Annotated in this window: 40 protein-coding genes and 1 rRNA gene; all 41 read right to left on the reverse strand. The window is 32.4% G+C overall.

Annotation, left to right across the window (positions count from 1 at the left end):
* A 16S ribosomal RNA gene (locus tag IC219_RS19650) occupies positions 1 to 63 on the reverse strand; the annotation flags it as partial.
* Between the two features lie 284 nt (positions 64 to 347).
* The gene (gene cwlD, locus IC219_RS19655) at positions 348 to 1,052 is read right to left on the reverse strand and encodes an N-acetylmuramoyl-L-alanine amidase CwlD (protein WP_227436991.1); all 705 of its coding nucleotides are present in this window, start codon (positions 1,050 to 1,052) and stop codon (positions 348 to 350) included.
* A 505-nt stretch (positions 1,053 to 1,557) separates the two neighbouring features.
* Positions 1,558 to 1,950: a 30S ribosomal protein S9 gene (gene rpsI, locus IC219_RS19660; protein WP_003421105.1), complete on the reverse strand. Its 393-nt coding sequence runs from the start codon at positions 1,948 to 1,950 to the stop codon at positions 1,558 to 1,560.
* 28 nt (positions 1,951 to 1,978) lie between these two features.
* Positions 1,979 to 2,410 carry a 50S ribosomal protein L13 gene (rplM, locus tag IC219_RS19665; RefSeq protein ID WP_227436993.1) on the reverse strand — a complete coding sequence of 144 codons (432 nt, stop codon included), beginning with the start codon at positions 2,408 to 2,410 and terminating at the stop codon, positions 1,979 to 1,981.
* A gap of 119 nt (positions 2,411 to 2,529) precedes the next feature.
* Positions 2,530 to 3,261 carry a tRNA pseudouridine(38-40) synthase TruA gene (truA, locus tag IC219_RS19670; protein WP_227825413.1) on the reverse strand — a complete coding sequence of 244 codons (732 nt, stop codon included), beginning with the start codon at positions 3,259 to 3,261 and terminating at the stop codon, positions 2,530 to 2,532.
* A gap of 25 nt (positions 3,262 to 3,286) precedes the next feature.
* The gene (locus tag IC219_RS19675; protein WP_227436997.1) at positions 3,287 to 4,090 is read right to left on the reverse strand and encodes an energy-coupling factor transporter transmembrane component T family protein; all 804 of its coding nucleotides are present in this window, start codon (positions 4,088 to 4,090) and stop codon (positions 3,287 to 3,289) included.
* Positions 4,084 to 4,950 carry an energy-coupling factor transporter ATPase gene (locus IC219_RS19680; protein ID WP_227436999.1) on the reverse strand — a complete coding sequence of 289 codons (867 nt, stop codon included), beginning with the start codon at positions 4,948 to 4,950 and terminating at the stop codon, positions 4,084 to 4,086. Before IC219_RS19680 ends, IC219_RS19675 begins: the two co-directional genes overlap by 7 nt.
* Complete coding sequence (locus tag IC219_RS19685) at positions 4,938 to 5,771, reverse strand: energy-coupling factor transporter ATPase (RefSeq protein WP_227825412.1); 834 nt, start codon at positions 5,769 to 5,771, stop codon at positions 4,938 to 4,940. Before IC219_RS19685 ends, IC219_RS19680 begins: the two co-directional genes overlap by 13 nt.
* Before the next feature lie 119 nt (positions 5,772 to 5,890).
* Positions 5,891 to 6,232: a 50S ribosomal protein L17 gene (gene rplQ, locus IC219_RS19690; protein WP_003421117.1), complete on the reverse strand. Its 342-nt coding sequence runs from the start codon at positions 6,230 to 6,232 to the stop codon at positions 5,891 to 5,893.
* Positions 6,233 to 6,252: 20 nt separating this feature from the next.
* A complete protein-coding gene (locus IC219_RS19695; RefSeq protein ID WP_227437003.1) occupies positions 6,253 to 7,200 on the reverse strand; it encodes a DNA-directed RNA polymerase subunit alpha in 948 nt (315 codons plus the stop codon).
* Between the two features lie 77 nt (positions 7,201 to 7,277).
* Positions 7,278 to 7,901, reverse strand: coding sequence for a 30S ribosomal protein S4 (gene rpsD / locus IC219_RS19700; RefSeq protein ID WP_227437005.1), 624 nt, complete (start codon positions 7,899 to 7,901; stop codon positions 7,278 to 7,280).
* Positions 7,902 to 7,933: 32 nt separating this feature from the next.
* A complete protein-coding gene (gene rpsK / locus IC219_RS19705; RefSeq protein WP_227437007.1) occupies positions 7,934 to 8,332 on the reverse strand; it encodes a 30S ribosomal protein S11 in 399 nt (132 codons plus the stop codon).
* Positions 8,333 to 8,367: 35 nt separating this feature from the next.
* Positions 8,368 to 8,739, reverse strand: a complete 372-nt coding sequence (gene rpsM / locus IC219_RS19710) for a 30S ribosomal protein S13 (RefSeq protein WP_227437009.1) — start codon at positions 8,737 to 8,739, stop codon at positions 8,368 to 8,370.
* Between the two features lie 152 nt (positions 8,740 to 8,891).
* A complete protein-coding gene (rpmJ, locus tag IC219_RS19715) occupies positions 8,892 to 9,005 on the reverse strand; it encodes a 50S ribosomal protein L36 (RefSeq protein WP_002509257.1) in 114 nt (37 codons plus the stop codon).
* 35 nt (positions 9,006 to 9,040) lie between these two features.
* The gene (gene infA / locus IC219_RS19720; protein ID WP_003421127.1) at positions 9,041 to 9,259 is read right to left on the reverse strand and encodes a translation initiation factor IF-1; all 219 of its coding nucleotides are present in this window, start codon (positions 9,257 to 9,259) and stop codon (positions 9,041 to 9,043) included.
* Between the two features lie 37 nt (positions 9,260 to 9,296).
* Positions 9,297 to 9,566: a KOW domain-containing protein gene (locus IC219_RS19725; protein WP_227437012.1), complete on the reverse strand. Its 270-nt coding sequence runs from the start codon at positions 9,564 to 9,566 to the stop codon at positions 9,297 to 9,299.
* Positions 9,567 to 9,587: 21 nt separating this feature from the next.
* Positions 9,588 to 10,334 carry a type I methionyl aminopeptidase gene (map, locus tag IC219_RS19730; RefSeq protein ID WP_227437013.1) on the reverse strand — a complete coding sequence of 249 codons (747 nt, stop codon included), beginning with the start codon at positions 10,332 to 10,334 and terminating at the stop codon, positions 9,588 to 9,590.
* On the reverse strand, positions 10,335 to 10,985 hold the full coding sequence (locus tag IC219_RS19735) for an adenylate kinase (protein WP_227437015.1): 651 nt from the start codon (positions 10,983 to 10,985) through the stop codon (positions 10,335 to 10,337).
* Between the two features lie 16 nt (positions 10,986 to 11,001).
* The gene (gene secY, locus IC219_RS19740) at positions 11,002 to 12,270 is read right to left on the reverse strand and encodes a preprotein translocase subunit SecY (RefSeq protein ID WP_227437017.1); all 1,269 of its coding nucleotides are present in this window, start codon (positions 12,268 to 12,270) and stop codon (positions 11,002 to 11,004) included.
* Positions 12,271 to 12,313: 43 nt separating this feature from the next.
* Positions 12,314 to 12,757 (reverse strand): 50S ribosomal protein L15, encoded by a 444-nt coding sequence (rplO, locus tag IC219_RS19745; RefSeq protein ID WP_003421135.1) that lies wholly within the window; start codon positions 12,755 to 12,757, stop codon positions 12,314 to 12,316.
* A 32-nt stretch (positions 12,758 to 12,789) separates the two neighbouring features.
* Positions 12,790 to 12,975, reverse strand: a complete 186-nt coding sequence (gene rpmD, locus IC219_RS19750; protein WP_227437019.1) for a 50S ribosomal protein L30 — start codon at positions 12,973 to 12,975, stop codon at positions 12,790 to 12,792.
* Between the two features lie 14 nt (positions 12,976 to 12,989).
* Positions 12,990 to 13,499 carry a 30S ribosomal protein S5 gene (rpsE, locus tag IC219_RS19755; protein ID WP_227437021.1) on the reverse strand — a complete coding sequence of 170 codons (510 nt, stop codon included), beginning with the start codon at positions 13,497 to 13,499 and terminating at the stop codon, positions 12,990 to 12,992.
* A gap of 20 nt (positions 13,500 to 13,519) precedes the next feature.
* Positions 13,520 to 13,888 carry a 50S ribosomal protein L18 gene (rplR, locus tag IC219_RS19760; protein WP_227437023.1) on the reverse strand — a complete coding sequence of 123 codons (369 nt, stop codon included), beginning with the start codon at positions 13,886 to 13,888 and terminating at the stop codon, positions 13,520 to 13,522.
* 35 nt (positions 13,889 to 13,923) lie between these two features.
* Positions 13,924 to 14,466, reverse strand: a complete 543-nt coding sequence (gene rplF, locus IC219_RS19765; protein WP_003435668.1) for a 50S ribosomal protein L6 — start codon at positions 14,464 to 14,466, stop codon at positions 13,924 to 13,926.
* 30 nt (positions 14,467 to 14,496) lie between these two features.
* Positions 14,497 to 14,895, reverse strand: a complete 399-nt coding sequence (gene rpsH / locus IC219_RS19770; protein ID WP_003421148.1) for a 30S ribosomal protein S8 — start codon at positions 14,893 to 14,895, stop codon at positions 14,497 to 14,499.
* A gap of 32 nt (positions 14,896 to 14,927) precedes the next feature.
* Complete coding sequence (locus tag IC219_RS19775) at positions 14,928 to 15,113, reverse strand: type Z 30S ribosomal protein S14 (RefSeq protein WP_003421149.1); 186 nt, start codon at positions 15,111 to 15,113, stop codon at positions 14,928 to 14,930.
* A gap of 17 nt (positions 15,114 to 15,130) precedes the next feature.
* Entirely contained in the window at positions 15,131 to 15,673 is a 543-nt protein-coding gene (gene rplE / locus IC219_RS19780) for a 50S ribosomal protein L5 (protein WP_003421151.1), read from the reverse strand.
* 29 nt (positions 15,674 to 15,702) lie between these two features.
* Complete coding sequence (gene rplX / locus IC219_RS19785; RefSeq protein WP_227437031.1) at positions 15,703 to 16,008, reverse strand: 50S ribosomal protein L24; 306 nt, start codon at positions 16,006 to 16,008, stop codon at positions 15,703 to 15,705.
* Positions 16,009 to 16,031: 23 nt separating this feature from the next.
* Positions 16,032 to 16,400: a 50S ribosomal protein L14 gene (rplN, locus tag IC219_RS19790; protein WP_003421155.1), complete on the reverse strand. Its 369-nt coding sequence runs from the start codon at positions 16,398 to 16,400 to the stop codon at positions 16,032 to 16,034.
* A 25-nt stretch (positions 16,401 to 16,425) separates the two neighbouring features.
* Positions 16,426 to 16,680: a 30S ribosomal protein S17 gene (gene rpsQ, locus IC219_RS19795; protein WP_003421156.1), complete on the reverse strand. Its 255-nt coding sequence runs from the start codon at positions 16,678 to 16,680 to the stop codon at positions 16,426 to 16,428.
* 23 nt (positions 16,681 to 16,703) lie between these two features.
* On the reverse strand, positions 16,704 to 16,907 hold the full coding sequence (rpmC, locus tag IC219_RS19800; protein ID WP_003421158.1) for a 50S ribosomal protein L29: 204 nt from the start codon (positions 16,905 to 16,907) through the stop codon (positions 16,704 to 16,706).
* 1 nt (position 16,908) lies between these two features.
* Positions 16,909 to 17,340 (reverse strand): 50S ribosomal protein L16, encoded by a 432-nt coding sequence (gene rplP, locus IC219_RS19805; protein ID WP_003421160.1) that lies wholly within the window; start codon positions 17,338 to 17,340, stop codon positions 16,909 to 16,911.
* Positions 17,341 to 17,375: 35 nt separating this feature from the next.
* On the reverse strand, positions 17,376 to 18,209 hold the full coding sequence (rpsC, locus tag IC219_RS19810) for a 30S ribosomal protein S3 (protein WP_227483637.1): 834 nt from the start codon (positions 18,207 to 18,209) through the stop codon (positions 17,376 to 17,378).
* A gap of 22 nt (positions 18,210 to 18,231) precedes the next feature.
* The gene (rplV, locus tag IC219_RS19815) at positions 18,232 to 18,567 is read right to left on the reverse strand and encodes a 50S ribosomal protein L22 (protein ID WP_009887891.1); all 336 of its coding nucleotides are present in this window, start codon (positions 18,565 to 18,567) and stop codon (positions 18,232 to 18,234) included.
* A gap of 31 nt (positions 18,568 to 18,598) precedes the next feature.
* On the reverse strand, positions 18,599 to 18,880 hold the full coding sequence (gene rpsS, locus IC219_RS19820; RefSeq protein ID WP_003421166.1) for a 30S ribosomal protein S19: 282 nt from the start codon (positions 18,878 to 18,880) through the stop codon (positions 18,599 to 18,601).
* A gap of 34 nt (positions 18,881 to 18,914) precedes the next feature.
* Positions 18,915 to 19,745: a 50S ribosomal protein L2 gene (gene rplB, locus IC219_RS19825; RefSeq protein ID WP_227437027.1), complete on the reverse strand. Its 831-nt coding sequence runs from the start codon at positions 19,743 to 19,745 to the stop codon at positions 18,915 to 18,917.
* A gap of 29 nt (positions 19,746 to 19,774) precedes the next feature.
* Complete coding sequence (gene rplW / locus IC219_RS19830) at positions 19,775 to 20,065, reverse strand: 50S ribosomal protein L23 (RefSeq protein ID WP_003421170.1); 291 nt, start codon at positions 20,063 to 20,065, stop codon at positions 19,775 to 19,777.
* Entirely contained in the window at positions 20,065 to 20,688 is a 624-nt protein-coding gene (gene rplD / locus IC219_RS19835) for a 50S ribosomal protein L4 (protein ID WP_227437028.1), read from the reverse strand. The genes rplW and rplD overlap by 1 nt, the downstream gene beginning before the upstream one ends.
* 29 nt (positions 20,689 to 20,717) lie before the next feature.
* Positions 20,718 to 21,347, reverse strand: a complete 630-nt coding sequence (rplC, locus tag IC219_RS19840; RefSeq protein ID WP_227437029.1) for a 50S ribosomal protein L3 — start codon at positions 21,345 to 21,347, stop codon at positions 20,718 to 20,720.
* Between the two features lie 93 nt (positions 21,348 to 21,440).
* A complete protein-coding gene (gene rpsJ, locus IC219_RS19845; RefSeq protein WP_054268679.1) occupies positions 21,441 to 21,752 on the reverse strand; it encodes a 30S ribosomal protein S10 in 312 nt (103 codons plus the stop codon).
* Between the two features lie 370 nt (positions 21,753 to 22,122).
* Positions 22,123 to 23,316, reverse strand: coding sequence for an elongation factor Tu (gene tuf, locus IC219_RS19850; protein ID WP_227437055.1), 1,194 nt, complete (start codon positions 23,314 to 23,316; stop codon positions 22,123 to 22,125).
* Between the last annotated feature and the right edge of the window lie 75 nt (positions 23,317 to 23,391).

Here is a 23,391-nt window from a genome sequence, read left to right on the forward strand (position 1 = left end):
AACTTGCATGTGTTAGGCACGCCGCCAGCGTTCATCCTGAGCCAGGATCAAACTCTCAAATAAAAGTTTATCAGGCTCAGATACTATTGTTATCTAAATATCTGGCTTTATGGTTTGTTTCTTGTTTATAAATTAACCTACTGTTTAATTTTCAAAGTTCTTTTGTCTTATTTTTGTGCTCCTTTTGGGCACTCATATATAATACCATCTATGTTATTCCAAGTCAACGCTTTTTTAACTTTTATTTTAATTATTTTTTTGTCAAAACAAAAATAGCTTATATTAGTGCATTTTTAAACACCTCAATACAAGCTATTTACATATTTAGACTTATTTTTATAATTATTTCAACTTAGATATTTCTGTATACCTATGTATATTGCCCATGCTATCTTTTCTTGATATGTTTCATCTGTCAAAAGTTTACATTCTTTTTCATTTGATAGAAAACCACATTCTATTAATACTGATGGAATATTATTTTCTTTCAAAAGGTATATGTCATCTCGTGGCTTAACTTCTCTGTTATTTGTTTTATCTACTACTCTTTTAAGTTCTTCTTGAATACACTTTGATAATTCCTTGCTATCTTGCTTATCTTTAGGATAAAATGTCTGAGCTCCATAGTATTTAGATTGTTCGAATGCATTTAGATGTATGGATACAAACATATTAGCATTGGAATTAGAGATTATTTCTTTTCTATTTTTCAAGTTCTCATTATATTTTTGTCTTGTTGTTTTATTATTTTCTTCTTTATAGAGGCTACTGTCATCTTCTCTAGTTAATATTACAAGACCTCCACTTGATTCTATAAGCTCTCTAAGCTTAAGTGTTATTGCTAAGTTGATATCTTTCTCAGATGTGCTCTTATCCTTGTTTAATGCGCCTGGGTCAATACCTCCATGACCAGCATCTAGAATTATTGTTTTATTTGTTATTGGCATATATTTAATAACATCTTCAGAAATATTTTTCACTTCAAATATTGATACTATTACTAGACATACCATAACAAAACTAAAAATTATATGTTTTATGTACTTTCTCACAACATCACCCTGTATATGTATACTTATAAAAACACTATAATATTCCAAATATTAGTACAAACATTTAAATTTCACTTTAGTATTTATCTATCTCTATTTTTTAATATTAATATATGATTACATAAGTATGCTATATTCACATATACTCTAAATTCCCATTTTTAATTAGTATCGTATAACAGGTATAATAAATTATGACAATTTACATTATGAATTATATTATTTAATAACCTAAATTCTATTACTTATAAAATGTAAAATTTTTAATTATATTTACTGTAAATTTCTTTATCCATTTCTCAATAGAACTATAATCTCAATAACTTTAACATATAATCTTTTATTACAATAAAAAGGATGTTTTTCAATAGAAAAACATCCTAATAAGATATCTTATTATTTTATTGTATATCAATCATTAACTTAAACCCAACATTTCAACATACTTCCATATTTTCTGGATAACAGAAAATAAAGGATTTTGCTTTTCCAAAAAAATAAATAATTATCTTTTTGAGAATTGTGGAGCTCTTCTTGCTGCTTTTAATCCGTATTTCTTTCTTTCCTTCATTCTAGCATCTCTAGTTAAGAAACCTTCTTTCTTTAAGGCAGGTCTTAAATCTAAATCAGCTTTTAATAAAGCTCTAGATATACCATGTCTTATAGCTCCAGCTTGTCCAGTGAATCCTCCACCTTCAACTTTTACTATAACATCATATTTATTTTCATTACCAGTTAAAACTAATGGTTGTTTAACATCTCTTATTAATGTTTCATAGTTAAAATAATTTTCTAATGCTCTTCCATTTACTAATATATTTCCTTCACCTGCAACTAGTCTTACTCTAGCAACAGAACTTTTTCTTCTTCCAGTTCCATAATATTGAACGTTAGCCATTATAAACTCCTCCTTTCACCTATTAATCTTATTTAAAGTTTAAAACTTCTGGATTTTGAGCTGCATGAGTGTGTTCAGCACCTGCAAATACTCTTAATCTAGTCATCATTCTACTTCTTAATTTGTTTTTAGGTAACATACCATTTACAGCATGTGCTATAACTTCTTCTGGTTTTTTATCCATCATATCTCTATAAGATATTTCTTTTAATCCACCTACATAACCAGTGTGGTATCTGTAATATTTTTGATCTAATTTTTTTCCACTTAAAACTACTTTTTCTGCATTTACTACAACAACAAAATCTCCACCATCAACGTGAGGAGTAAATGTTGGTTTATGTTTACCTCTCAATACTGTCGCAATTTCTGTTGCTATACGACCTAATGTTTTTCCTTCAGCATCAACTAAGTACCATTTTCTTTGTACATCAGCTGGCTTAGCTATATAACTTTTCATAACTGTCCCTCCTTAACTACTTTTCATAAAAATTTTTTACCGTTTATGTCAAGTCCGGGGCAAGTGGACTTATTAACACATTCTCATATATTTTAATACATGTAGCCTGGTGTGTCAAGTTAATAATGAACTTTTTTAAGAAATAATCCTTGTGCTGGAGCTGTATGTCCACATCTTGATCTGTTTTTAGATTCTATTATATCTAAAAATGATTCATTAATTCTACCACGTCCTATATCAACAAGTGTTCCAACAATAATTCTCACCATATTATATAAGAACCCATCTCCACTAATTTCTAAAGTAATCAAATCATCTGTTTTTTTTATATTTATATCATATATTGTTCGTATTGTATCTTTTACAGATGAACCAGAACTCATAAAACCTTTAAAATCATGTGTACCCAATAGACTTTTTGATTCTATACACATTTTTTCAAAATCAAGTTCATACTTTACTTGATATGATATGCTGTTAAGTATTGGGTGTCTAAACTTACTGTTATATATTAAATATTTATATGTTTTTCCTTTTGCACTATATCTTGAATGAAAGTCATCATTAACTTCACATGCTTCTATAACTGATATGTCTTTTGGTAATTTAGCATTTAGTGCCATTGGTACACTTTCTATACTTATACTTGAACTAATTTTAAAATTTGCAGTTTGTGCAAGAGCATGAACCCCTGAATCAGTTCTACCTGAGCCTATAAGTTTAACTTCTTCATTCATTATCTCATATATAGCCTTTTCAATTGTACCTTGTATCCCTAGAGAATCTGGTTGCTTCTGCCATCCACAATAATTTCTACCATCATATTGGATTGTAATCTTTATATTTCTCATATTTTACCTCACCTATATGCTTCTATTAAATCGCTATAAATCTAGTAGCTATGATTAATCCTAAATAAATAACTTGAAACACACATGCTATATAATCTGCTTTTACTATAACAGACTCCCTCATTTTTGTTCTATTGTGTCCACCTCTATAACATCTAGCTTCCATGGCCATAGCCAATTCATCAGCTCTTCTAAATGCACTAACAAATAGTGGAACTAAAAGAGGTACTAGATTTTTAGCTCTATTTATAAGATTTTTACTTTCAAAGTCTGCACCTCTAGACATTTGAGCCTTCATTATTTTATCTGTTTCGTCTAATAATGTAGGAATAAAGCGCAAAGCAATTGTCATCATCATTGCAAGCTCATGAACTGGTAAACCAATTTTCTTAAAGGGATTCAATAATCGCTCTATACCATCTGTCAATTCTATTGGTGAAGTTGTTAAAGTAAGTAATGATGTCCCAATTACTAAAAATATAAGTCTTATTGCCATAAAAATTGCTTGTCTCAAGCCTTGACTTGTTATTGTTAAAAATCCAAATGACCATATCTCATCACCTGGTAAGAAAAATATATTTATAATAAATGTAAATAAAATAATCCACTTAAGAGGTTTTACACCCTTAACAATATACTTAACAGGTATATTAGCTAACTTTATCATACCTAATAAACATAATAAAACTATCATATAAGGCCAAAATTTATTTACTACAAATATAGATACCATAAATACAATTGTTGCTACAAGTTTTATCCTTGGATCTAATTTATGAATAGCAGAACTTGTTGGGTAGTATTGCCCTATAGTTATATCTTTTAACATAATCCTCGCCCTCTCACAACTCTTAATATTTCCTGTTTTGCTTCTTCTAAAGTCAATATGTCTTCACTAATGTCAAAACCTTGTTCTCTTAATTTCAATGCAAGCTCTAAAACCTGTGGAATATCTAAACCAATTTCTTTTAATTTAATAGCATTTGATTTAAATACATCTCTAGGAGTACCCATAAATTCTATTTTACCATGATTCATAACAATTAACGTTTGTGCCAACTTTGCCATATCATCCATACTATGTGATGACAATATTATAGTCATATTGTTTTTTTCATGTAAGTTTTTTATTAAATTAAAAATTTCATCTCTTCCACCAGGATCAAGACCTGCAGTTGGTTCATCTAATATAAGTACTTCTGGGTTCATTGCTATAACTCCAGCTATTGCAACTCTACGCTTTTGACCTCCTGATAATTCAAATGGAGATTTATCTTTAAATTCCTCATAGTCAAGTCCTACAGCTTCCATCGATGCTTTTACCCTATTATGTATCTCAACCTCTTCTAAACCTAAATTAGCGGGTCCAAAAGCTATATCCTTATCAATTGTTTCTTCAAATAATTGATATTCTGGATATTGAAATACAACACCTACTCTTTTTCTTATCTCAGTTAAGTTTAAATTCTTATCTGTTATGTTAAAATCATTTATAAAAATCTCTCCTGAGGAAGGTTTTAATAATCCATTTAGATGTTGTATCAATGTAGACTTTCCTGAACCTGTATGACCTATAAGTCCAACAAAATCTCTATCTTTAATCTCAAAAGATACATCATCAAGTGCTTTACTTGCAAAAGGCATCCCTTCATTATATATATGTGTTAAGTTCTTTACTATAATTGACATAATTCCATCACCATCTCATCCACAGTTAATATATCACTACTAATATTTATACCTTCTTCTATTAATAAACTAGACAACTCTGTCATACAAGGCACATCTAAACCGATTTCCTTTAACATCTCTATTTTACTAAATACTTCTTTAGGAGTCCCTTCTAAAAGTTTCTTACCTTTCTCCATAACGACAACTCTATCAGCTTCTACAGCTTCTTCCATAAAGTGAGTTATATGTAAAACAGTTATATTTTCTTCTTTATTAAGTCTTTTTATTGTTTTCATAACTTCTTTTCTTCCAGATGGGTCTAACATCGCTGTTGCTTCATCAAATATTATACACTTGGGTCTCATGGCAATTATGCCTGCTATTGCAACCCTCTGTTTTTGGCCACCTGATAACAAATGCGGTTGTCTACCTCTCAAATCATACATACCTACACTTTTTAAAGACTCTTCTACAATTCGTCTTATCTCTTTTGGCTCTATACCTAAGTTTTCAGGACCAAAAGCTACATCTTCTTCTACTATTGTGGCAACAATTTGATTATCTGGGTTTTGAAATACCATACCTGCTGTTTGCCTTATATCCCATAATCTTTCTTCTTCTTTGGTGTCCATTCCATCAATGAGAATATTTCCTTCTGTAGGCATAAGAATAGCATTTAAGTTTTTAGATAAAGTAGACTTGCCAGAACCATTATGTCCTATTATCGCAACAAATTCTCCCTTTTTAACATCTAAGCTTAAATTATCTATTGCTTTAAGTTTTGCTTCATCTGTAATATACTCAAATGAAATATTGTTTACTTTTATTATATTATCCATTAATTCATACTCCTTTTAGTAAGCAATAACTTATAAAAATCATTTTACACATTATTATATCACACCTTAGTCAAAAAAATAAAAAAAAGATTAAGCCATCAAGCCTAATCCTTTCCTTACTATACTAATTCTATAAAAGCCATTTCAGCAGCATCGCCTTTTCTTGGCCCTATTTTTATTATTCTAGTGTATCCACCATTTCTCTCAGCATATTTTGGAGCTAAATCTGTGAATAAGTTATTAACTACTGTTTCATCCATAACATAAGCTAAAACTTGTCTTCTAGCATGAAGATCTCCTCTTTTAGCAAGAGTTATCATCTTTTCAGCCATTCTACGAGTTTCTTTAGCTCTAGTTACTGTAGTTTCTATTCTTCCACTTCTTAGTAAACAAGTTACTAAGTTTCTTAACATAAGGTTTCTGTGAGCTGTTTCACGTCCTAATTTACGGTACTTAGCCATTCTTATCCCTCCTTTGCTCGCTATTCTTCACTTGGTTTTAATCCTAGCCCAAGTTCCTCTAGTTTTTGTATTACTTCTTCTAATGACTTTTTACCTAGGTTTCTAACCTTCATCATATCGTCTTCAGACTTATTAGCTAATTCTTCAACTGTATTAATTCCCGCTCTCTTTAAACAGTTGTATGATCTAACTGATAAATCTAATTCTTCTATAGTCATTTCAAGAACTTTTTCTTTTTGATCTTCTTCTTTTTCTACCATGATTTCAACACTACTTACATGTTCAGTTAAGTCTATAAATAGATTTAAATGCTCAACTAATACTTTTGCAGCTAATGATATACCTTCTTGAGGGTTTATACTACCATTAGTCCAAACTTCTAGTACTAATTTATCATAATCTGTTTTTTGACCAACTCTTGTGTTTTCTACATGATAACTAACTTTCTCAACAGGAGTATATATTGAATCCACAGGTAAAACACCTATTGGAACATTCTCTGTTTTATTTTCTTCAGCAGAAACATAACCTCTACCTTTATCTACAAATATTTCCATATTAAACTTGGCATTATCATCTAATGTAGCTATTGCTAAGTCTTTGCTTAATATTTCAACATCTGGAGGACAGATTATATCTGAACCTGTGATAGAGCATGGTCCTTGAGCCTCTATTTTAAGTGTTCTACTTCCTTCACCATCTATAGTTGCTGAAAGCTCTTTTAAAGTTAATATTATCTCTGTAACATCTTCTTTAACACCAGGTATTGTAGAGAATTCATGAAGAACTCCATCTATTTTTATAGCATTTACTGCTACACCTGGTAAAGATGATAATAATATTCTTCTTAGTGCGTTACCTATAGTTATTCCATATCCTCTTTCTAGAGGTTCTATAACAAACTTACCATATCTATAGTCTTCGCTAAGCTCAACTATATCTACTTTTGGCTTTTCTATTTCTATCATGGACAAAACCCTCCTTAAAATTCAGTAATCCACTGAGGGTAAACAAAATTTTAAAATAATTTTTAAAAGTGTGCTTATTATTTAGAGTAAAGTTCTATGATTAAGTGCTCTGCTATTTCAAGATCTATATCTTCTCTTGTTGGAACACCAACTACTTTTGCTGTCATTCCTTCTACATTAGCTTCTAACCATTTAGGAGCTATTCTTGAGTTAACTTCTACTAAATTTTTGAATTTTGCAGAAGATCTTGATTTTTCTTTAACTTCTATCACATCTCCAACTTTAACTGTTAATGAAGCTATATCTACTTTATTTCCATTTAAAGTGAAATGACCATGAGTTACTAATTGTCTAGCTTCTTTTCTAGAAGATGCTAGTCCCATTCTGTAAACTACATTGTCTAATCTTCTCTCTAATAAACTTAATAAATTCTCACCTGATTTTCCAGGCATGTTTTCAGCACGTTCGTATAAGTTTCTAAATTGAGTTTCTAAAACTCCATATATTCTTTTAACTTTTTGTTTTTCTCTTAATTGTAATCCATAGTTAGAAACTTTCTTTCTCCCTTGGCCATGTTGACCTGGAGCATAGTTTCTTTTAACTATAGCACATTTATCTGTATAACATCTATCACCTTTAAGGAATAATTTCATTCCCTCTCTACGGCATTGTCTACATGATGCACCTGTATATCTTGCCATTTATCTACACCTCCTATTTGTACTCTTATTAATTACACTCTTCTTCTCTTTGGTGGTCTACATCCGTTATGTGGGATTGGAGTAACATCTTTTATCATAGTTACTTCTAGTCCAGTTGCTTGTAAAGCTCTTATAGCAGCTTCTCTTCCTGAACCTGGCCCCTTTACGAATACCTCAACACTTTTTAATCCGTGTTCCATCGCAGCTTTTGCAGCTGTTTCAGCAGCCATTTGAGATGCAAATGGAGTTGATTTTCTTGACCCTTTGAATCCTAATTGTCCTGAACTTGCCCAAGATATAGCATTTCCATGAACGTCAGTTAAAGTTATTATTGTATTGTTGAAAGTTGACTGTATATGAGCATGACCACGTTCTATATTTTTACGTTCTCTTCTTCTAACACGTGTAACTTTCTTTTTTGGTTTAGCCATTTTCCTTTTCCCTCCTTCATCTAATTATTATTTAATTATTTTTTCTTTTTACGAGATACTGTTTTTCTAGGACCTTTTCTAGTTCTAGCATTAGTTTTAGTTCTTTGTCCTCTTAATGGAAGACCTTTACCATGTCTAATTCCTCTATAACATTTTATATCTCTTAATCTCTTTATGTTTAAAGCAATTTCTCTTCTTAAGTCACCTTCAACTAAGAAATCGTCATCTATAACTTTTCTTAACTCATTAACTTGATCTTCTGATAAATCTTTTATTCTTGTATCTGGATTTATCTCAGCTTTAGCTAATATTTCGTTAGCAGTTGCTTTACCTATACCATATATATAAGTTAAGCCTATCTCCGCTCTTTTTTCTCTAGGTAAATCTACCCCAGCTATTCTTGCCATGATCGCACCTCCTACACATAGTTTTTAGTGTTTAAAACTTCATATCATATATCAATCCTACGTCAGATTGTTCAACGATTTTAACGTTCTTTTGTTAACATCACAATATAGTATTATACTATAAAATTTAACAAAATACTAGTAATAATTTCTTATCCTTGTTTTTGCTTATGCTTTGGATTTTCACAGATAACCATTACTTTTCCTTTTCTTTTTATTACTTTGCATTTTTCACATATTGGTTTTACTGATGGTCTAACTTTCATTATTAATCCCTCCTTAGACTAAATATCAAGATAGTCTACTTCTTACGCCAAGTGATTCTTCCTCTTGTAAGGTCATATGGAGAAAGTTCAACATTCACCTTATCACCTTCAAGAATTCTTATGAAGTTCATTCTTAGCTTTCCAGAAATGTGGCATAATATCTCATGTCCATTTTCTAGTTTAACTTTAAACATAGCATTAGGTAAAGCTTCTGAAACTGTACCTTCTAATTCTATAACATCTTTTTTGGCCATTAACTAACCAGCCCTCCATTTCAATAAGTTAAATTATCTAATTTAACTTAGTAAGTTCAGCTCTTAAAAAAGAATCTGTAATCTCTTGTCCAGATACTACTCTTTTTCTAACTTCATCATTAATAAAATTATATTTTTTTAAGTGCTTAACTTTCTTTAACTTAGGTTTGTCAAGTTTTCTTTTCTTTCCATCAGCTATTAATACATATTCATTATTAATTATCTTGACTACGAAAAATAAATTTCCTTGATCTCGACCTAATGAAACCTTAACAACTTGACCTATACTTAAATTATCTGATAGCACTTTTTTCACCTACTTCTTAATTTACAACTTTGTCAATATCAAAGGTTCATGTTCAGTAATTGCTATCGTATGCTCATAATGAGCTGATTTTTTTCCATCTATTGTAACAGTCGTCCACCCATCTGATAGAGTCTTTACATGATAACGACCTGCATTAACCATTGGCTCTATAGCAATAACCATTCCTTCTCTAAGTCTTGGTCCTTTTCCTGGGAGTCCATAATTAGGTACCTGTGGATCTTCATGAAGATTTGCTCCAACTCCATGTCCTACCAAATCCCTAACTACTGAGAAACCATGTTTCTCAACGTGTGTTTGTACTGCGTGTGAGATATCCGAAAGTCTATATCCTAATTTAGCAAATTTTATTCCTTCATAGAAGCTTTCTCTAGTTACTTCTATTAATTTCCTATCTTCTTCAGATATCATGCCTACTCCATGAGTTTTCGCAGAATCACCATGATATCCTTTATAATAGGCTCCTATATCTAAGCTTACAATGTCTCCTTCCTTTAATAGAGTCTCACCTGGAATTCCATGTACAACTTCTCTATTGATAGAAGCACATATACTTCCTGGAAAACCTCCATATCCTTTAAAAGAAGGTTCAGCATTGTATTTTCTTATATTCTCTTCAGCTATTTTATCTAATTCTAAAGTAGATATTCCCGGAGAAATAGCTTTTCTTAAAACTTCATGAGTATCAGCAACAATTTTGCCTGCTTCTCTTAAAAGTTCTATTTCTTTCTTTGATTTCAAGATAATCATTTATTTTCCACTTCCTAAAGCTGCAACAATATCTTCAAATACTTTATCTATTGCTTGGTCACCTTTTATATCAGCTATTATACCTTGTTTGCTATAATAATCTACTAAAGGCTTAGTTTCATCTAGATAAACTTGTATTCTCTTAGATACAGTTTCTTCATTATCATCAGCTCTTTGATACAATTCTCCTTGGCATACATCACATACACCTTTTACTTTAGGAGGATTAAACTCAACATGATAAGTAGCTCCACAAGACTTGCATATTCTTCTACCAACTGCTCTAGATACTAATATGCTCTTATCAACTTCAATATTGACAACTTTATCCAGTACTATACCAGCATTTTTTAAGAATACATCTAAATGCTCACCTTGTGCTACATTTCTTGGAAATCCATCTAACATAAATCCATTTTTACAGTCTTCTTGAGATATTCTATCAGTAACTAAACCTACAGTTAACTCATCTGGTACTAATAAACCTTGGTCCATGTATTCTTTAGCTTTTTTTCCAAGTTCTGTTCCCTCTTTTATATTCTTTCTGAATATATCTCCTGTTGATATATGAGGTATATTGTATTTTTCTACTATTCCTGCCGCCTGAGTACCTTTACCAGCACCTGGAGGTCCAAGTAATATTATTCTCATATTATCCATCTCCATTTTATTTTAAGAAACCTTGATAGCTTCTCATAACTAAGTTTGACTCTAACTGTCTCTTAAGCTCCAAAGCAACCCCAACAACGATTAGCAATGAAGTTCCAGCTAGACTCATATTGACATTCATATAATGTGTTGTAAGAGCTGGTACCATAGCAATTATTGCTAAGAAAGTAGCTCCAGCTAAAGTTAATCTTGTTAAGATTCTATTTAAATAATCCATAGTAGGTTCACCTGGTCTAATACCTGGTATAAAGCCACCATTATTTTTCATATTTTTAGATATATCTTCTGTATTGAATGATACAGTTGTATAAAAATATGAGAAGAAAATTATAAGTAGAATTTCAATTGATCTGTATGTCCAAAATCCTTGTTCTGTTGCCATACTTAAGTATTTTTGAACAAAAGCTTGAGCATCTGCCCCCATAAACATAGCTATTGTTTGTGGAAAAGCTAAAAGTGAACTAGCAAAAATTATAGGCATAACTCCTGATTGGTTAACTTTCATTGGTATATGAGAACTTTGTCCTCCATACATTTTTCTTCCAACAACTCTTTTAGCATATTGTACAGGTATCTTTCTAGTCGCTTCTTGTATAAATGTAACCCCTGTAACTGTAAGTAATATAACTACAATTAGAAGTATTATTACCCAGGGTGCAACTTGACCAGATTTAACTTGTTGTGCGATTTTAATAACATCTGTTGGTATTCTTGATATAATACCTGCAAATATTATTACTGAACTACCATTACCAATTCCTTTTTCGGTAATTTTGTCCCCAATCCACATTACTAACATACTTGCTGAAACTAATGTTATTACAACAGTTGTGATAAAAAACACACTATTTGATATTAAAGCACTTCTTACAATTCCTAATGTAATTCCCAAAGCTTGTACAACTGCTAGAGCTAGTGCTGTATATTTAGTGTACTTATTGATTTTTTTCTTTCCTTCTTCACCAGATTTTTGAAGTTCTGCTAAACTTTCAAAACCTACTGTTAGAAGCTGTATTATGATTGATGCAGTAATATATGGACTTATACCCAAAGCAAATAGTGAAAAGTTACTAAATGCTCCACCAGTAAACATATTATACAGAGAAAGTAGACTATTGCCGCCTACCATCTTTTGTATAATACTAGTGTCTATACCTGGAACTGGTATTGTGGTACCTATTCTGAATATCACGATCATCATAAGTGTATACATTACTTTTTTTCTTACTGCTTTAATCTTCCAAGCTTGTTTTAATTTTGACAGCACGCTAATTCACCCCGCCTGTACTGGCTAGGAGATTAGCAGGTTATTATACTAACTCTGCTTTTCCACCAGCTTTTTCTATTTTTTCTTGAGCTGAAGCTGTAAATTTAGCAGCTTTAACAGTTAAAGCTTTTTCTAAATTACCTTCACCTAAGATTTTAATTCCATCTTTACCTATTTTGCTTATAGTTTTAGTAGATTTTAATAATTCTGCAGTTATTTCTGTTCCATTTTCAAATCTGTTTAAAACTTCAACATTAACTTCTGTGTAAACTTTCTTAAATATGTTATTGAAACCTCTCTTAGGAAGTCTTCTAGCTAGTGGCATTTGTCCACCTTCGAACCCTACTCTTACTCCACCACCAGAACGAGACCATTGACCTTTTTGTCCACGTCCTGCAGTTTTACCTTGTCCAGTTGCAGTACCTCTACCTAATCTTCTCTTAGCTCTTACTGCACCTTCAGCAGGTTTTAACTCATGTAACTTCATGGATTGCACCTCCTTGCACTACTTTTTAAAAATTATTCAGCTATTTCAGTTACTTCTAATAAATGACTTACTTTTTTTATCATACCTCTTACTTGAGCATTGTCTTCTTTTACAATAACTTGTTCTCTTTTTCTTAATCCTAACGCTTCAACATTCTTTTTTTGGTTAGGAGTAGTTCCTATAACACTTCTAACTAATTTTATTTGTAATTTAGCCATTTTACACTACCTCCTTACCCTAGAAGTTCTTCAACTTTTTTACCTCTAAGTTTAGCTATATCTTCAACTGTTTTTAGAGAATTAAGTCCTTCTATTGTAGCATTTACCATATTTCTTGGATTGTTAGATCCTAAAGATTTAGCTCTAACGTCTTTTAGTCCAGCTAACTCAAGTACGGCTCTAGCAGGTCCCCCAGCTATTACTCCTGTACCTTCTACAGCAGGCATTATTAATATATTTCCAGCACCAAAGTGTCCGCGTACTTCGTGAGGAATTGTAGTCCCAACCATTGGCACTACTATTAGATTTTTCTTAGCATCTTCAACTGCTTTTTTTATAGCATCTGGTACTTCCATTGCTTTCCCAGCACCTATACCAACGTGTCCGTTTTCATCTCCAACAACTACTAACGCTGCAAATCTGAAGTTTCTACCACCTTTTACAACCTTAGTAACACGTCTTACTTCAACAACTTTTTCTTGTAAGTCAAGTTGTCCTGCATCTATCGGCTTACGACGTAGCATGTATTTTTCCCTCCTTCGTATTAGAACTTAAGACCAGCTTCTCTAGCACTTTCAGCTAATTCTTGAATTCTTCCATGATATAAGTATCCACCTCTGTCAAATACAACTTCAGTGATTCCTTTTTCAACAGCTTTTTTAGCAACTAATTCTCCAACTTTCTTAGCTGCTTCCTTATTTCCTGTATGATTAACAGCACTCTTAACTTCTGCTTCTAAAGAAGATGCAGCAACTAGAGTTACTCTGTTTGTGTCATCTATTATTTGAGCATATATATTGTTAGCACTTCTAAATACACATAATCTTGGTCTTTGAGCAGTACCGCTTATTTTTCTACGAACTCTCTTATGTCTTTGAAGTCTATTAGCATTTTTATCAGCCTTTTTTAACACCTAGCTCACTCCTTTCTAGCGTTTAAGTTTTGGTATTATTTTTTACCAGTTTTTCCTTCTTTACGTCTGATTACTTCATCAACGTATTTTATACCTTTACCTTTGTATGGCTCTGGCTTTCTCCAAGCTCTTATTTTAGCAGCATAGTTTCCTACTAATTGCTTGTCTATACCTTTTACTATTAACTCAGTTTGGTTTGGAGCTTCAACAGTTATTCCTTCTGGATCTTCCATTTCAACTGGATGAGAGAAACCTAAGTTCATAACTAATTTTTTTCCTTGTTTTTGAGCTCTGTATCCAACACCTTTTAGTTCTAATTTCTTTTCGAAACCAGTATTTACACCTACAACCATATTATCTAATAAAGTTCTAGTTAATCCGTGTAAAGATCTGTGTTTTTTATTATCAGTTGGTCTTTCAACCATTATTGTATTTTCTTCTTTTTTTATATTTAACTCAGCACTTAATTGTTTAGTTAAAGTTCCCTTTGGACCTTTTACTGTAACTAAATTTCCTTCAGCTATAGTAACTTCAACACCTGCTGGTATTATTATTGGCTTAACACCTATTCTTGACATGGTCGCACCTCCTTACATTGTTCATATTAATTACCAAACGTAGCAGATTACTTCTCCACCAACATTTTCTTTTCTAGCTTGCTTGTCAGTTAATATTCCTTTTGAAGTAGATATTACTGATATTCCTAATCCATTTAATACTTTTGGTATTTCGTGGTTAGCAGCGTAAACTCTCATTCCAGGCTTAGATATTTTCTTAAGACCTGTGATAACTCTTTCGCCTTCTTGTCCGTACTTTAATTGTATTCTTATGATACCTTGTTTTCCATCTTCTATAACATCATAACCTCTTATGAAACCTTCTTCTAATAAGATTCTAGCTAACTCTTTCTTCATATTAGAAGCTGGAACATCTACAGTTTCATGCTTAACAACATTAGCATTTCTTATACGAGTAAGCATATCTGCAATTGGATCTGTCATTGTCATTTTGTAGCCCTCCTTCCATTCTAATCAAGCTTCTACCAGCTTGCTTTTCTAACACCAGGTATTTGACCTTTATAAGCTAATTCTCTAAAGCATATACGGCATATACCAAATTTTTTCAAAACTGAATGCGGTCTTCCGCATATAGTACATCTAGTGTATTCTCTAGTAGCGTACTTTTGCTTTCTTTGTTGTTTAACAACCATCGCTTTTCTAGCCACGGGAATCCCTCCTTTGCTTACTTAGAAAATGGCATTCCTAATAATTTTAATAATTCACGAGCTTCTTCGTCAGTTTTTGCTGTAGTAACGAATATTATATCCATTCCTCTTACTTTATCAATTTTATCATATTCTATTTCAGGGAATATTAATTGTTCTTTAACTCCTAAAGCATAGTTTCCTCTACCATCAAAAGCATTAGGGTTAACACCTCTAAAGTCTCTAACTCTTGGTAAAGAAACTGATACTAATTTGTCCATAAAGTAGAACATTTTGTCAGCTCTTAATGTAACTTTTGTTCCTATTGGCATTCCTTCTCTTAGTTTGAAGTTAGCAACAGATTTTCTAGCTTTAGTTATAACAGGCTTTTGTCCTGATATTATTTCTAATTCTTCAACGCCTTTTTCTAATCCTTTTGGATTTTCTCTAGCGTCACCTATACCCATGTTAATAACTATTTTGTTTAACTTAGGTATCTCCATTACGTTTTTATATCCAAATTTCTCCATTAAAGCAGGAGCAACTTCTTTCATGTATTTTTCTTGTAATCTAGAAGCCATTTAAGGTCCCTCCTTTCAAGCAATATTTATTATAATTCTTTTCCGCTCTTTGCTGATACTCTTACTTTTGTGCCATCTTTTACTTCATATCTTACTCTAACGCCTTTTCCTGTTTCAGGATCAAATGGCATTACATTAGATATGTGTATTGGGGCTTCTTTGTTTATTATTCCACCTTGTTGGTTCATAGCACTTGGTTTTTGATGTTTAGTTATTACGTTTACACCTTCAACTAATACTTTATCAGCTTTAGGGTATACCTTTAAAACTGAACCTTTTTTACCTTTATCTTTACCTGCTATAACTACAACAGTGTCACCTTTTTTAACACGCATCATGTCCTATTGCACCTCCTTAATTATAGTACTTCTGGAGCAAGAGAAACTATTTTCATGAATTCATTGTCTCTTAACTCTCTAGCAACAGGCCCGAATATACGAGTTCCTACTGGAGTTTTATCGTCCTTTATTATAACAGCAGCATTTTCATCAAAAGATATATAGCTTCCGTCATTACGTCTTACGCCTTGTTTGCTTCTTACTATAACAGCTTTAACAACCTTACCTTTTTTTACAACTCCACCAGGTGTTGCACTTTTAACAGTAGCAACTATAACGTCGCCTATGTTACCATATCTTCTTTTACTTCCGCCTAGAACACGTATACATAAAAGTTCTTTAGCTCCTGAGTTATCAGCAACTCTTAGACGTGATTCTTGTTGTATCATATCGTAATCCCTCCTTCTTCAAAAACTACTTAACTTTCTCAACAACTTCAACTAGTCTGAATCTCTTATCTTTAGATAAAGGTCTAGTTTCCATTATTTTAACTCTATCTCCGATGTTACATATATTCTTTTCATCATGAGCCTTAAATTTCTTAGTTCTCTTAACACGTTTATTATATAGTGGATGACGTACGAACTCTTCAACAGCTACTACTATTGTTTTATCCATCTTATCACTAACAACACGGCCTATTCTAACTTTTCTTCTTCCTCTTTCCATGTTTAAAAAGCCTCCTTTCCAAATTAAGCTCTAGTTTCGTATAACTTTCTTTCAGCAAGAACAGTTTTAACTTTTGCTATATCCTTCTTAACAAACTTTATTCTAGCTGTATTTTCTAATTGACCAGTAGCTAATTGGAATCTTAAGCTAAATAATTCACTTTTGAAGTCGTTTAATTTGTTCATTAGCTCTTCGCTTGTTAAATCTCTTAATTCTTTAGCTTTCATCCTATTCACCACCCTTTACTTCTAAATCTTCTTTTTTAACAAATTTACATTTGATTGGTAATTTATGTGCAGCAAGTCTCATAGCTTCTCTTGCTTTATCTTCAGAAACACCTGCTAATTCAAACATAACTCTTCCTGGCTTAACTACAGCTACCCAATATTCTGGAGAACCTTTCCCTGCACCCATACGAGTTTCTGCTGGTTTTCTTGTTACTGGTTTATGAGGGAATATTTTTATCCAAACCTTTCCCCCTCTTTTTATATATCTAGTCATCGCGATTCTGGCAGCTTCTATTTGATTAGAAGTTATCCAAGAAGCTTCTAAAGCTACTAATCCAAACTCACCATAAGTAACTTTGTTACCTTTATGAGCTTGCCCAGCCATACTTCCTCTATGAACTCTACGACGCTTTACTCTTTTTGGCATTAACATGAGTATTTTTCCTCCTTCCTTGAACCTAACTATTATTAATTTCCTTTGTTTTCAGTTCTTTGAGGTCTTGATCCACCTTGAGGTCTTTGTCCACCTTGAGGTTTTTGTCCTCTGTAGTTTCCTCTGTTATCGTTTCCTCTTCTATCATTTCCTCTTCTATCGTTTCTTCTGTTATCTCTCTTGTTGTCTCTTCTGTCGCTCTTTCTGCTTTCTTCTCTTGGATTTACACCATCTCTAGTTGGTAAAACTTCACCATTACATATCCAAACTTTTATACCTATTTTTCCATAAGTAGTATCAGCTTCAGCGAAACCATAATCTATATCTGCTCTTAAAGTTTGTAGTGGCACATTTCCTTCACTATAACCTTCAGTTCTAGCCATTTCAGCTCCACCTAATCTTCCTGAAGCAGAAACTTTTATCCCTTTAGCACCAGATTTCATTGCTCTTTGTATAGCTTGTTTCATTGCTCTTCTGAAAGCAACCCTTCTTTCTATAGCTAAAGCTATATTTTCAGCTACTAATTGAGCATTTTTATCTGTACTTCTTACTTCTACTATGTTAACTATTATACTTTTCTTTGTCATTTTTTCTAATTCAACTTTTAATGCTTCGATTCCAGCACCAGCTCTTCCTATAACTACTCCTGGCTTAGCAACATGTAAGTCCATTTTTATTTTATTAGCTGATCTTTCTATTTCTATTCTAGCAACTCCAGCTGAGTATAATCTTTTCTTTAAGAATTTACGTATATTATGGTCTTCTAATAATAAGTTTCCGAACTCTTTTTTATCAGTAGCGAACCATCTTGAGTCCCAATCTTTTATAACACCGACCCTTAAGCCGTGTGGATTAACCTTTTGACCCATTACTTTCCCTCCTATCTATTAATTATTTTTTTTCTTTCACAACAACCTCTATATGAGAAGTTCTTTTTCTTATTGTAGTTGCACGACCCATAGCTCTAGGCATGAATCTCTTCATTGTTGGCCCTTGATTAGCAACTATTGATGCTATATATAATTTTTCAGTATCCATTTCGTGATTGTTTTCTGCGTTAGCTTTAGCTGACTTTACAACTTTAGCTATTATTGAAGCTGCTCCTCTTGGAGTGAACTTTAATATCGCTAATGCTTCATCAACATTCTTTCCTCTAACAAGGTCACAGATTTGGCCTGCTTTTCTTGGTGATACACGTACATATTTAGCAGTAGCTTTTGCTTCCATTGTTATTCCTCCTTTCTTAGTCATAATTTAATTATTTTCTCTTATTAGATTTTTCGTCATCCTTATGTCCTTTGAAAGTTCTAGTAGGAACGAACTCACCTAATTTGTGTCCAACCATATCTTCTGTTATATATACTGGAACATGTTTTCTTCCATCATGAACAGCTATAGTGTTTTCTACCATTTGTGGAAATACAGTTGAAGATCTTGACCAAGTTTTTATAACTTCTTTATTTCCGCTAGCATTCATAGCTTCTATTTTCTTTAAAAGTCTTGCATGGACAAAAGGTCCTTTTTTAGTTGATCTTGACATTTATATTCCTCCTTTCCGAGCAAAAATAAATTTACTACTTAGTTCTTCTTGATACTATTAACTTATTTGAAGCTTTGTTTTTCTTTCTAGTTTTGTATCCAAGAGCTGGTTTACCCCATGGAGTAACAGGAGATGGTCTACCTATTGGAGATCTACCTTCCCCTCCACCGTGTGGATGGTCATTAGGGTTCATTACAGAACCTCTTACAGTAGGTCTTATTCCCATATGTCTTTTTCTACCTGCTTTACCAATAACTACGTTACCGTGCTCTATATTTCCAACTTGTCCTATAGTAGCTTTACAGTTTATGCTTACTAATCTCATTTCACCTGATGGTAATCTTAATAAAGCATTTTTTCCTTCTTTAGCCATTAATTGTGCAGAAACTCCAGCAGATCTAACTAATTGAGCTCCTTTTCCTGGCTTTAATTCTATATTATGAATGATAGTACCAACTGGCATATCTTTTAATGCTAAACAGTTTCCTGGTTTTATATCAGCACCTAATCCTGATAAGATAGTATCTCCAACGTTGATTCCAACTGGAGCTAATATATATCTTTTTTCTCCATCAGCATAGTTTAATAATGCAATATTTGCAGTTCTGTTTGGATCATATTCTATAGTAGCAACCTTAGCAGGTATACCATCTTTATCTCTTTTAAAATCTATTATTCTATATTTTCTTTTTTGTCCTCCACCTCTATGACGAACAGTTATTCTACCATGTACGTTTCTACCAGCATTTTTCTTTAAGTTAACTAAAAGAGATCTTTCTGGTTGGTTACATGTTATTTCCTCAGAAACTAAAACTGTCATTTGTCTTAAGGCAGGAGAAGTTGGTCTAAACTTTTTTATAGCCATCTGTTTTCCCTCCTTCGTTTGTTATAATATTACATTCCTTGGAAGAATTCTATTTCTTTACTATCAGCAGTTAATTTAACTACTGCTTTCTTAAAGCTTGCTGTTCTTCCTTGAGTTCTACCCATTCTTTTAACTTTTCCATCGTAGTTTAAAGTATTTACTTTATCAACACTAACTCCGAATACTTTTTCTACTGCTTTTTTTATTTCAGTTTTGTTCGCATCTTTAGCCACAACAAAAGTGTATTTTTTTTCACCCATTTCAGCCATACTGTGCTCAGTTACAACTGGTCTTATTATTACATCATGTGGATTAGTCATTATGCGTACACCTCCTCCACTTTTTTAACAGCATCTGTAGTTATTATAAATGAATCATATTTTAATATATCATATACATTCATAGTATTAACTAATGCAGTTTGAACACCTTCTATATTTCTAGCTGATTTTATTACATTATCATTTTTATCAGCTATAACTACTAAAGCTTTTTTAGCAGCATTTATATTATTTAATATTTGAGCAAATTCTTTAGTTTTAGGAGCATCCATGTTTAATGCATCTAATACTATAACTTCACTATTTTGTATTTTTGAAGATAAAGCACTCTTCATAGCTAATCTTCTTACCTTCTTAGGTAATGTATATTTGTAACTTCTTGGTTTAGGTGCAAAAGCAACTCCTCCACCTACCCATTGTACAGATCTTGTAGAACCTTGTCTTGCTCTACCTGTTCCTTTTTGTTTCCAAGGTTTTCTTCCGCCACCTCTAACTTCTGCTCTAGTCTTAGCAGATTGAGTTCCTTGTCTCTTATTTGCTAATTGATTTTTTACAACTTCATATAAAACATGTCCATTAACTTCTACGCCAAATATAGAATCTGATAATTCTATTTCTCCAACGTTTTGTCCACTAACATTTAGTACATTTAATTTTGGCATTGTTATTCCTCCTTTCTCTAGGTTAGTCATTATTTAGAAACCTTTACAGCTTCTTTTATAGTTACTACTGAACCTTTAGCTCCTGGTATAGCTCCCTTAACTAATATAAGGTTCTTATCAGCATCTACTTTCACAACCTCTAAGTTTTGAACTGTTACCTTTACGCTTCCCATGTGTCCAGCTAATTTTTTGTTTTTAAATACTCTACCTGGGTAAGAACAAGCTCCCATTGAACCTGGTCTTCTGTGGTATCTAGAACCGTGAGATTCAGGACCTCTACTTTGTCCATGTCTTTTTATTGGACCTTGGAATCCCTTACCTTTACTTATTCCAGTAACATCTATTTTTGCACCTGCTTCAAATACATCAGCTTTTATTTCTTGTCCAACTGTGTATCCTTCTACAGAATCTACTCTAAACTCTTTTAAATGTTTCTTTAAAACATTAGCAGCAGCTAAGTGTCCTTTTTTAGGCTTGTTTAAAGATTTTTCTTTAGCATCTTCAAAACCTATTTGTATAGCATTGTATCCATCTTTATCAACTGTTTTTATTTGAGTAACGACCATAGGTCCTGCTTCAACAGCTGTTACAGGTATAACTACACCTTTATCAGTGAATATTTGAGTCATACCAACTTTTTTTCCTAATATTCCATTCATATTAGCACCTCCTATAATTCTTACAGCGGATTACATCATTTTAGAAGTAATCATTCTAAGATAGTTACCTATAGGATAATATCTTAGGGGTTCTTATAATTTTATTTCTATATCTACACCTGCTGGTAAGTCTAATCTCATTAATGAGTCAACTGTTTTAGGTGTTGGATTAGCTATGTCGATTAGTCTTTTATGAGTTCTTATTTCAAATTGTTCTCTAGAGTCTTTGTACTTATGTACAGCTCTTAATATAGTTACAATTTGTTTTTCTGTTGGTAGAGGCACAGGTCCTGAAACTTGTGATCCAGCCTTTTTAGCAGTTTCAACTATTTTACCTGCTGAAAAATCTAATAATTTGTGATCATATGATTTTAATCTTATTCTTATTTTTTCATTCTTAGCCATTTTGTTTTCCCTCCTTTATCACGTGTTTAATTTTCAAGTTGCGTACAACTAATACCGATACACTGCTCCGGGTGTGTTGTAACTTTCAAATCGACATCAGTTCGTATTTCACTAGGATTTAATTCTTATTTTCTTAATCTCTCAAGCACACTATTATATTTTATATCATCTGTTACATTTTTTCAAGTTTTTTTTATGTTTTTTTCAATTTTATTTTCTCTTACAACATTATAACCTTAAACTTGATTATGAATCTATCTCAAGGCACTAGTTTAGTATATATGCTTTATTGCTACTTGTCAACAAAAAACAAAAAAGAGAGGTTAAACCCCCTCTTTTTTTATATGAAATCAATTAGCTTAGTAAAAGATTATTCGATTATTGTAGCAACAACTCCTGAAGCTACTGTTCTTCCACCTTCTCTTATTGAGAATCTTAATCCTTCTTCTACAACTATTGAATTTATTAAGTCTACTTCCATTGTTACGTTATCTCCAGGCATTACCATTTCTATTCCATCTGGTAACTTACAAGCTCCTGTTACGTCTGTTGTTCTGAAATAGAATTGTGGTCTATATCCATCAAAGAATGGTGTATGTCTTCCACCTTCTTCTTTTTTAAGTACATATACTTCTGCAGTAAATTTTGTGTGTGCTTTTACTGATCCAGTCTTTGCTAGTACTTGTCCTCTTTCTATTTCGTTTCTTTGTACTCCTCTTAATAATGCTCCTATATTATCCCCTGCTTGTGCTTGGTCTAATAATTTTCTGAACATTTCTACTCCTGTTACTACTACTTTTCTTGGTGCTTCTGTTAATCCTACTAATTCTACTTCGTCTTGTACTTTTAATACTCCTCTTTCCACTCTTCCTGTTGCAACTGTTCCTCTTCCTGTGATTGAGAATACGTCTTCTACTGGCATTAAGAATGGTTTGTCAGTATCTCTTTCTGGTGCTGGTATATATTCATCTATTTGCTCGAATAATTCTACTATTTTATTTCCCCACTCACTCTTTGGATCTTCTAATGCCATTAATGCTGATCCTCTTACTATTGGAGTATCATCTCCTGGAAAATCATATTCTGTTAATAAATCTCTTACTTCCATTTCTACTAGTTCTAATAACTCTTCATCATCTACCATGTCACATTTGTTTAAGAATACTACTATATATGGTACTCCAACTTGTCTTGATAATAGTATATGCTCTCTTGTTTGTGGCATTGGTCCATCTGTTGCTGAACAAACTAATATTGCTCCGTCCATTTGTGCTGCTCCTGTTATCATGTTCTTAACGTAGTCAGCATGTCCTGGGCAGTCAACGTGTGCGTAGTGTCTGTTTGGAGTTTCATACTCAACGTGTGCTGTTGATATTGTGATTCCTCTTTCTCTTTCTTCTGGAGCTTTATCTATGTTTGCGAAATCTACTGCTTCTCCTAATTGGTATCTGTCATATAATGTTTTTGTTATCGCTGCTGTTAATGTAGTTTTACCGTGGTCAACGTGTCCTATTGTCCCTATATTAACATGAGGTTTTGTTCTTTCGTATTTAGCTTTAGCCATTTTGAATTTCCTCCCTTTATCTTGTGCAAGACGAGACAAGTCTCGTCTTGCTGATTATTTTTTATATTTATATTA

This window comes from Clostridioides sp. ES-W-0018-02 (assembly GCF_020658175.1).
Classification (GTDB): Bacteria; Bacillota; Clostridia; order Peptostreptococcales; family Peptostreptococcaceae; genus Clostridioides.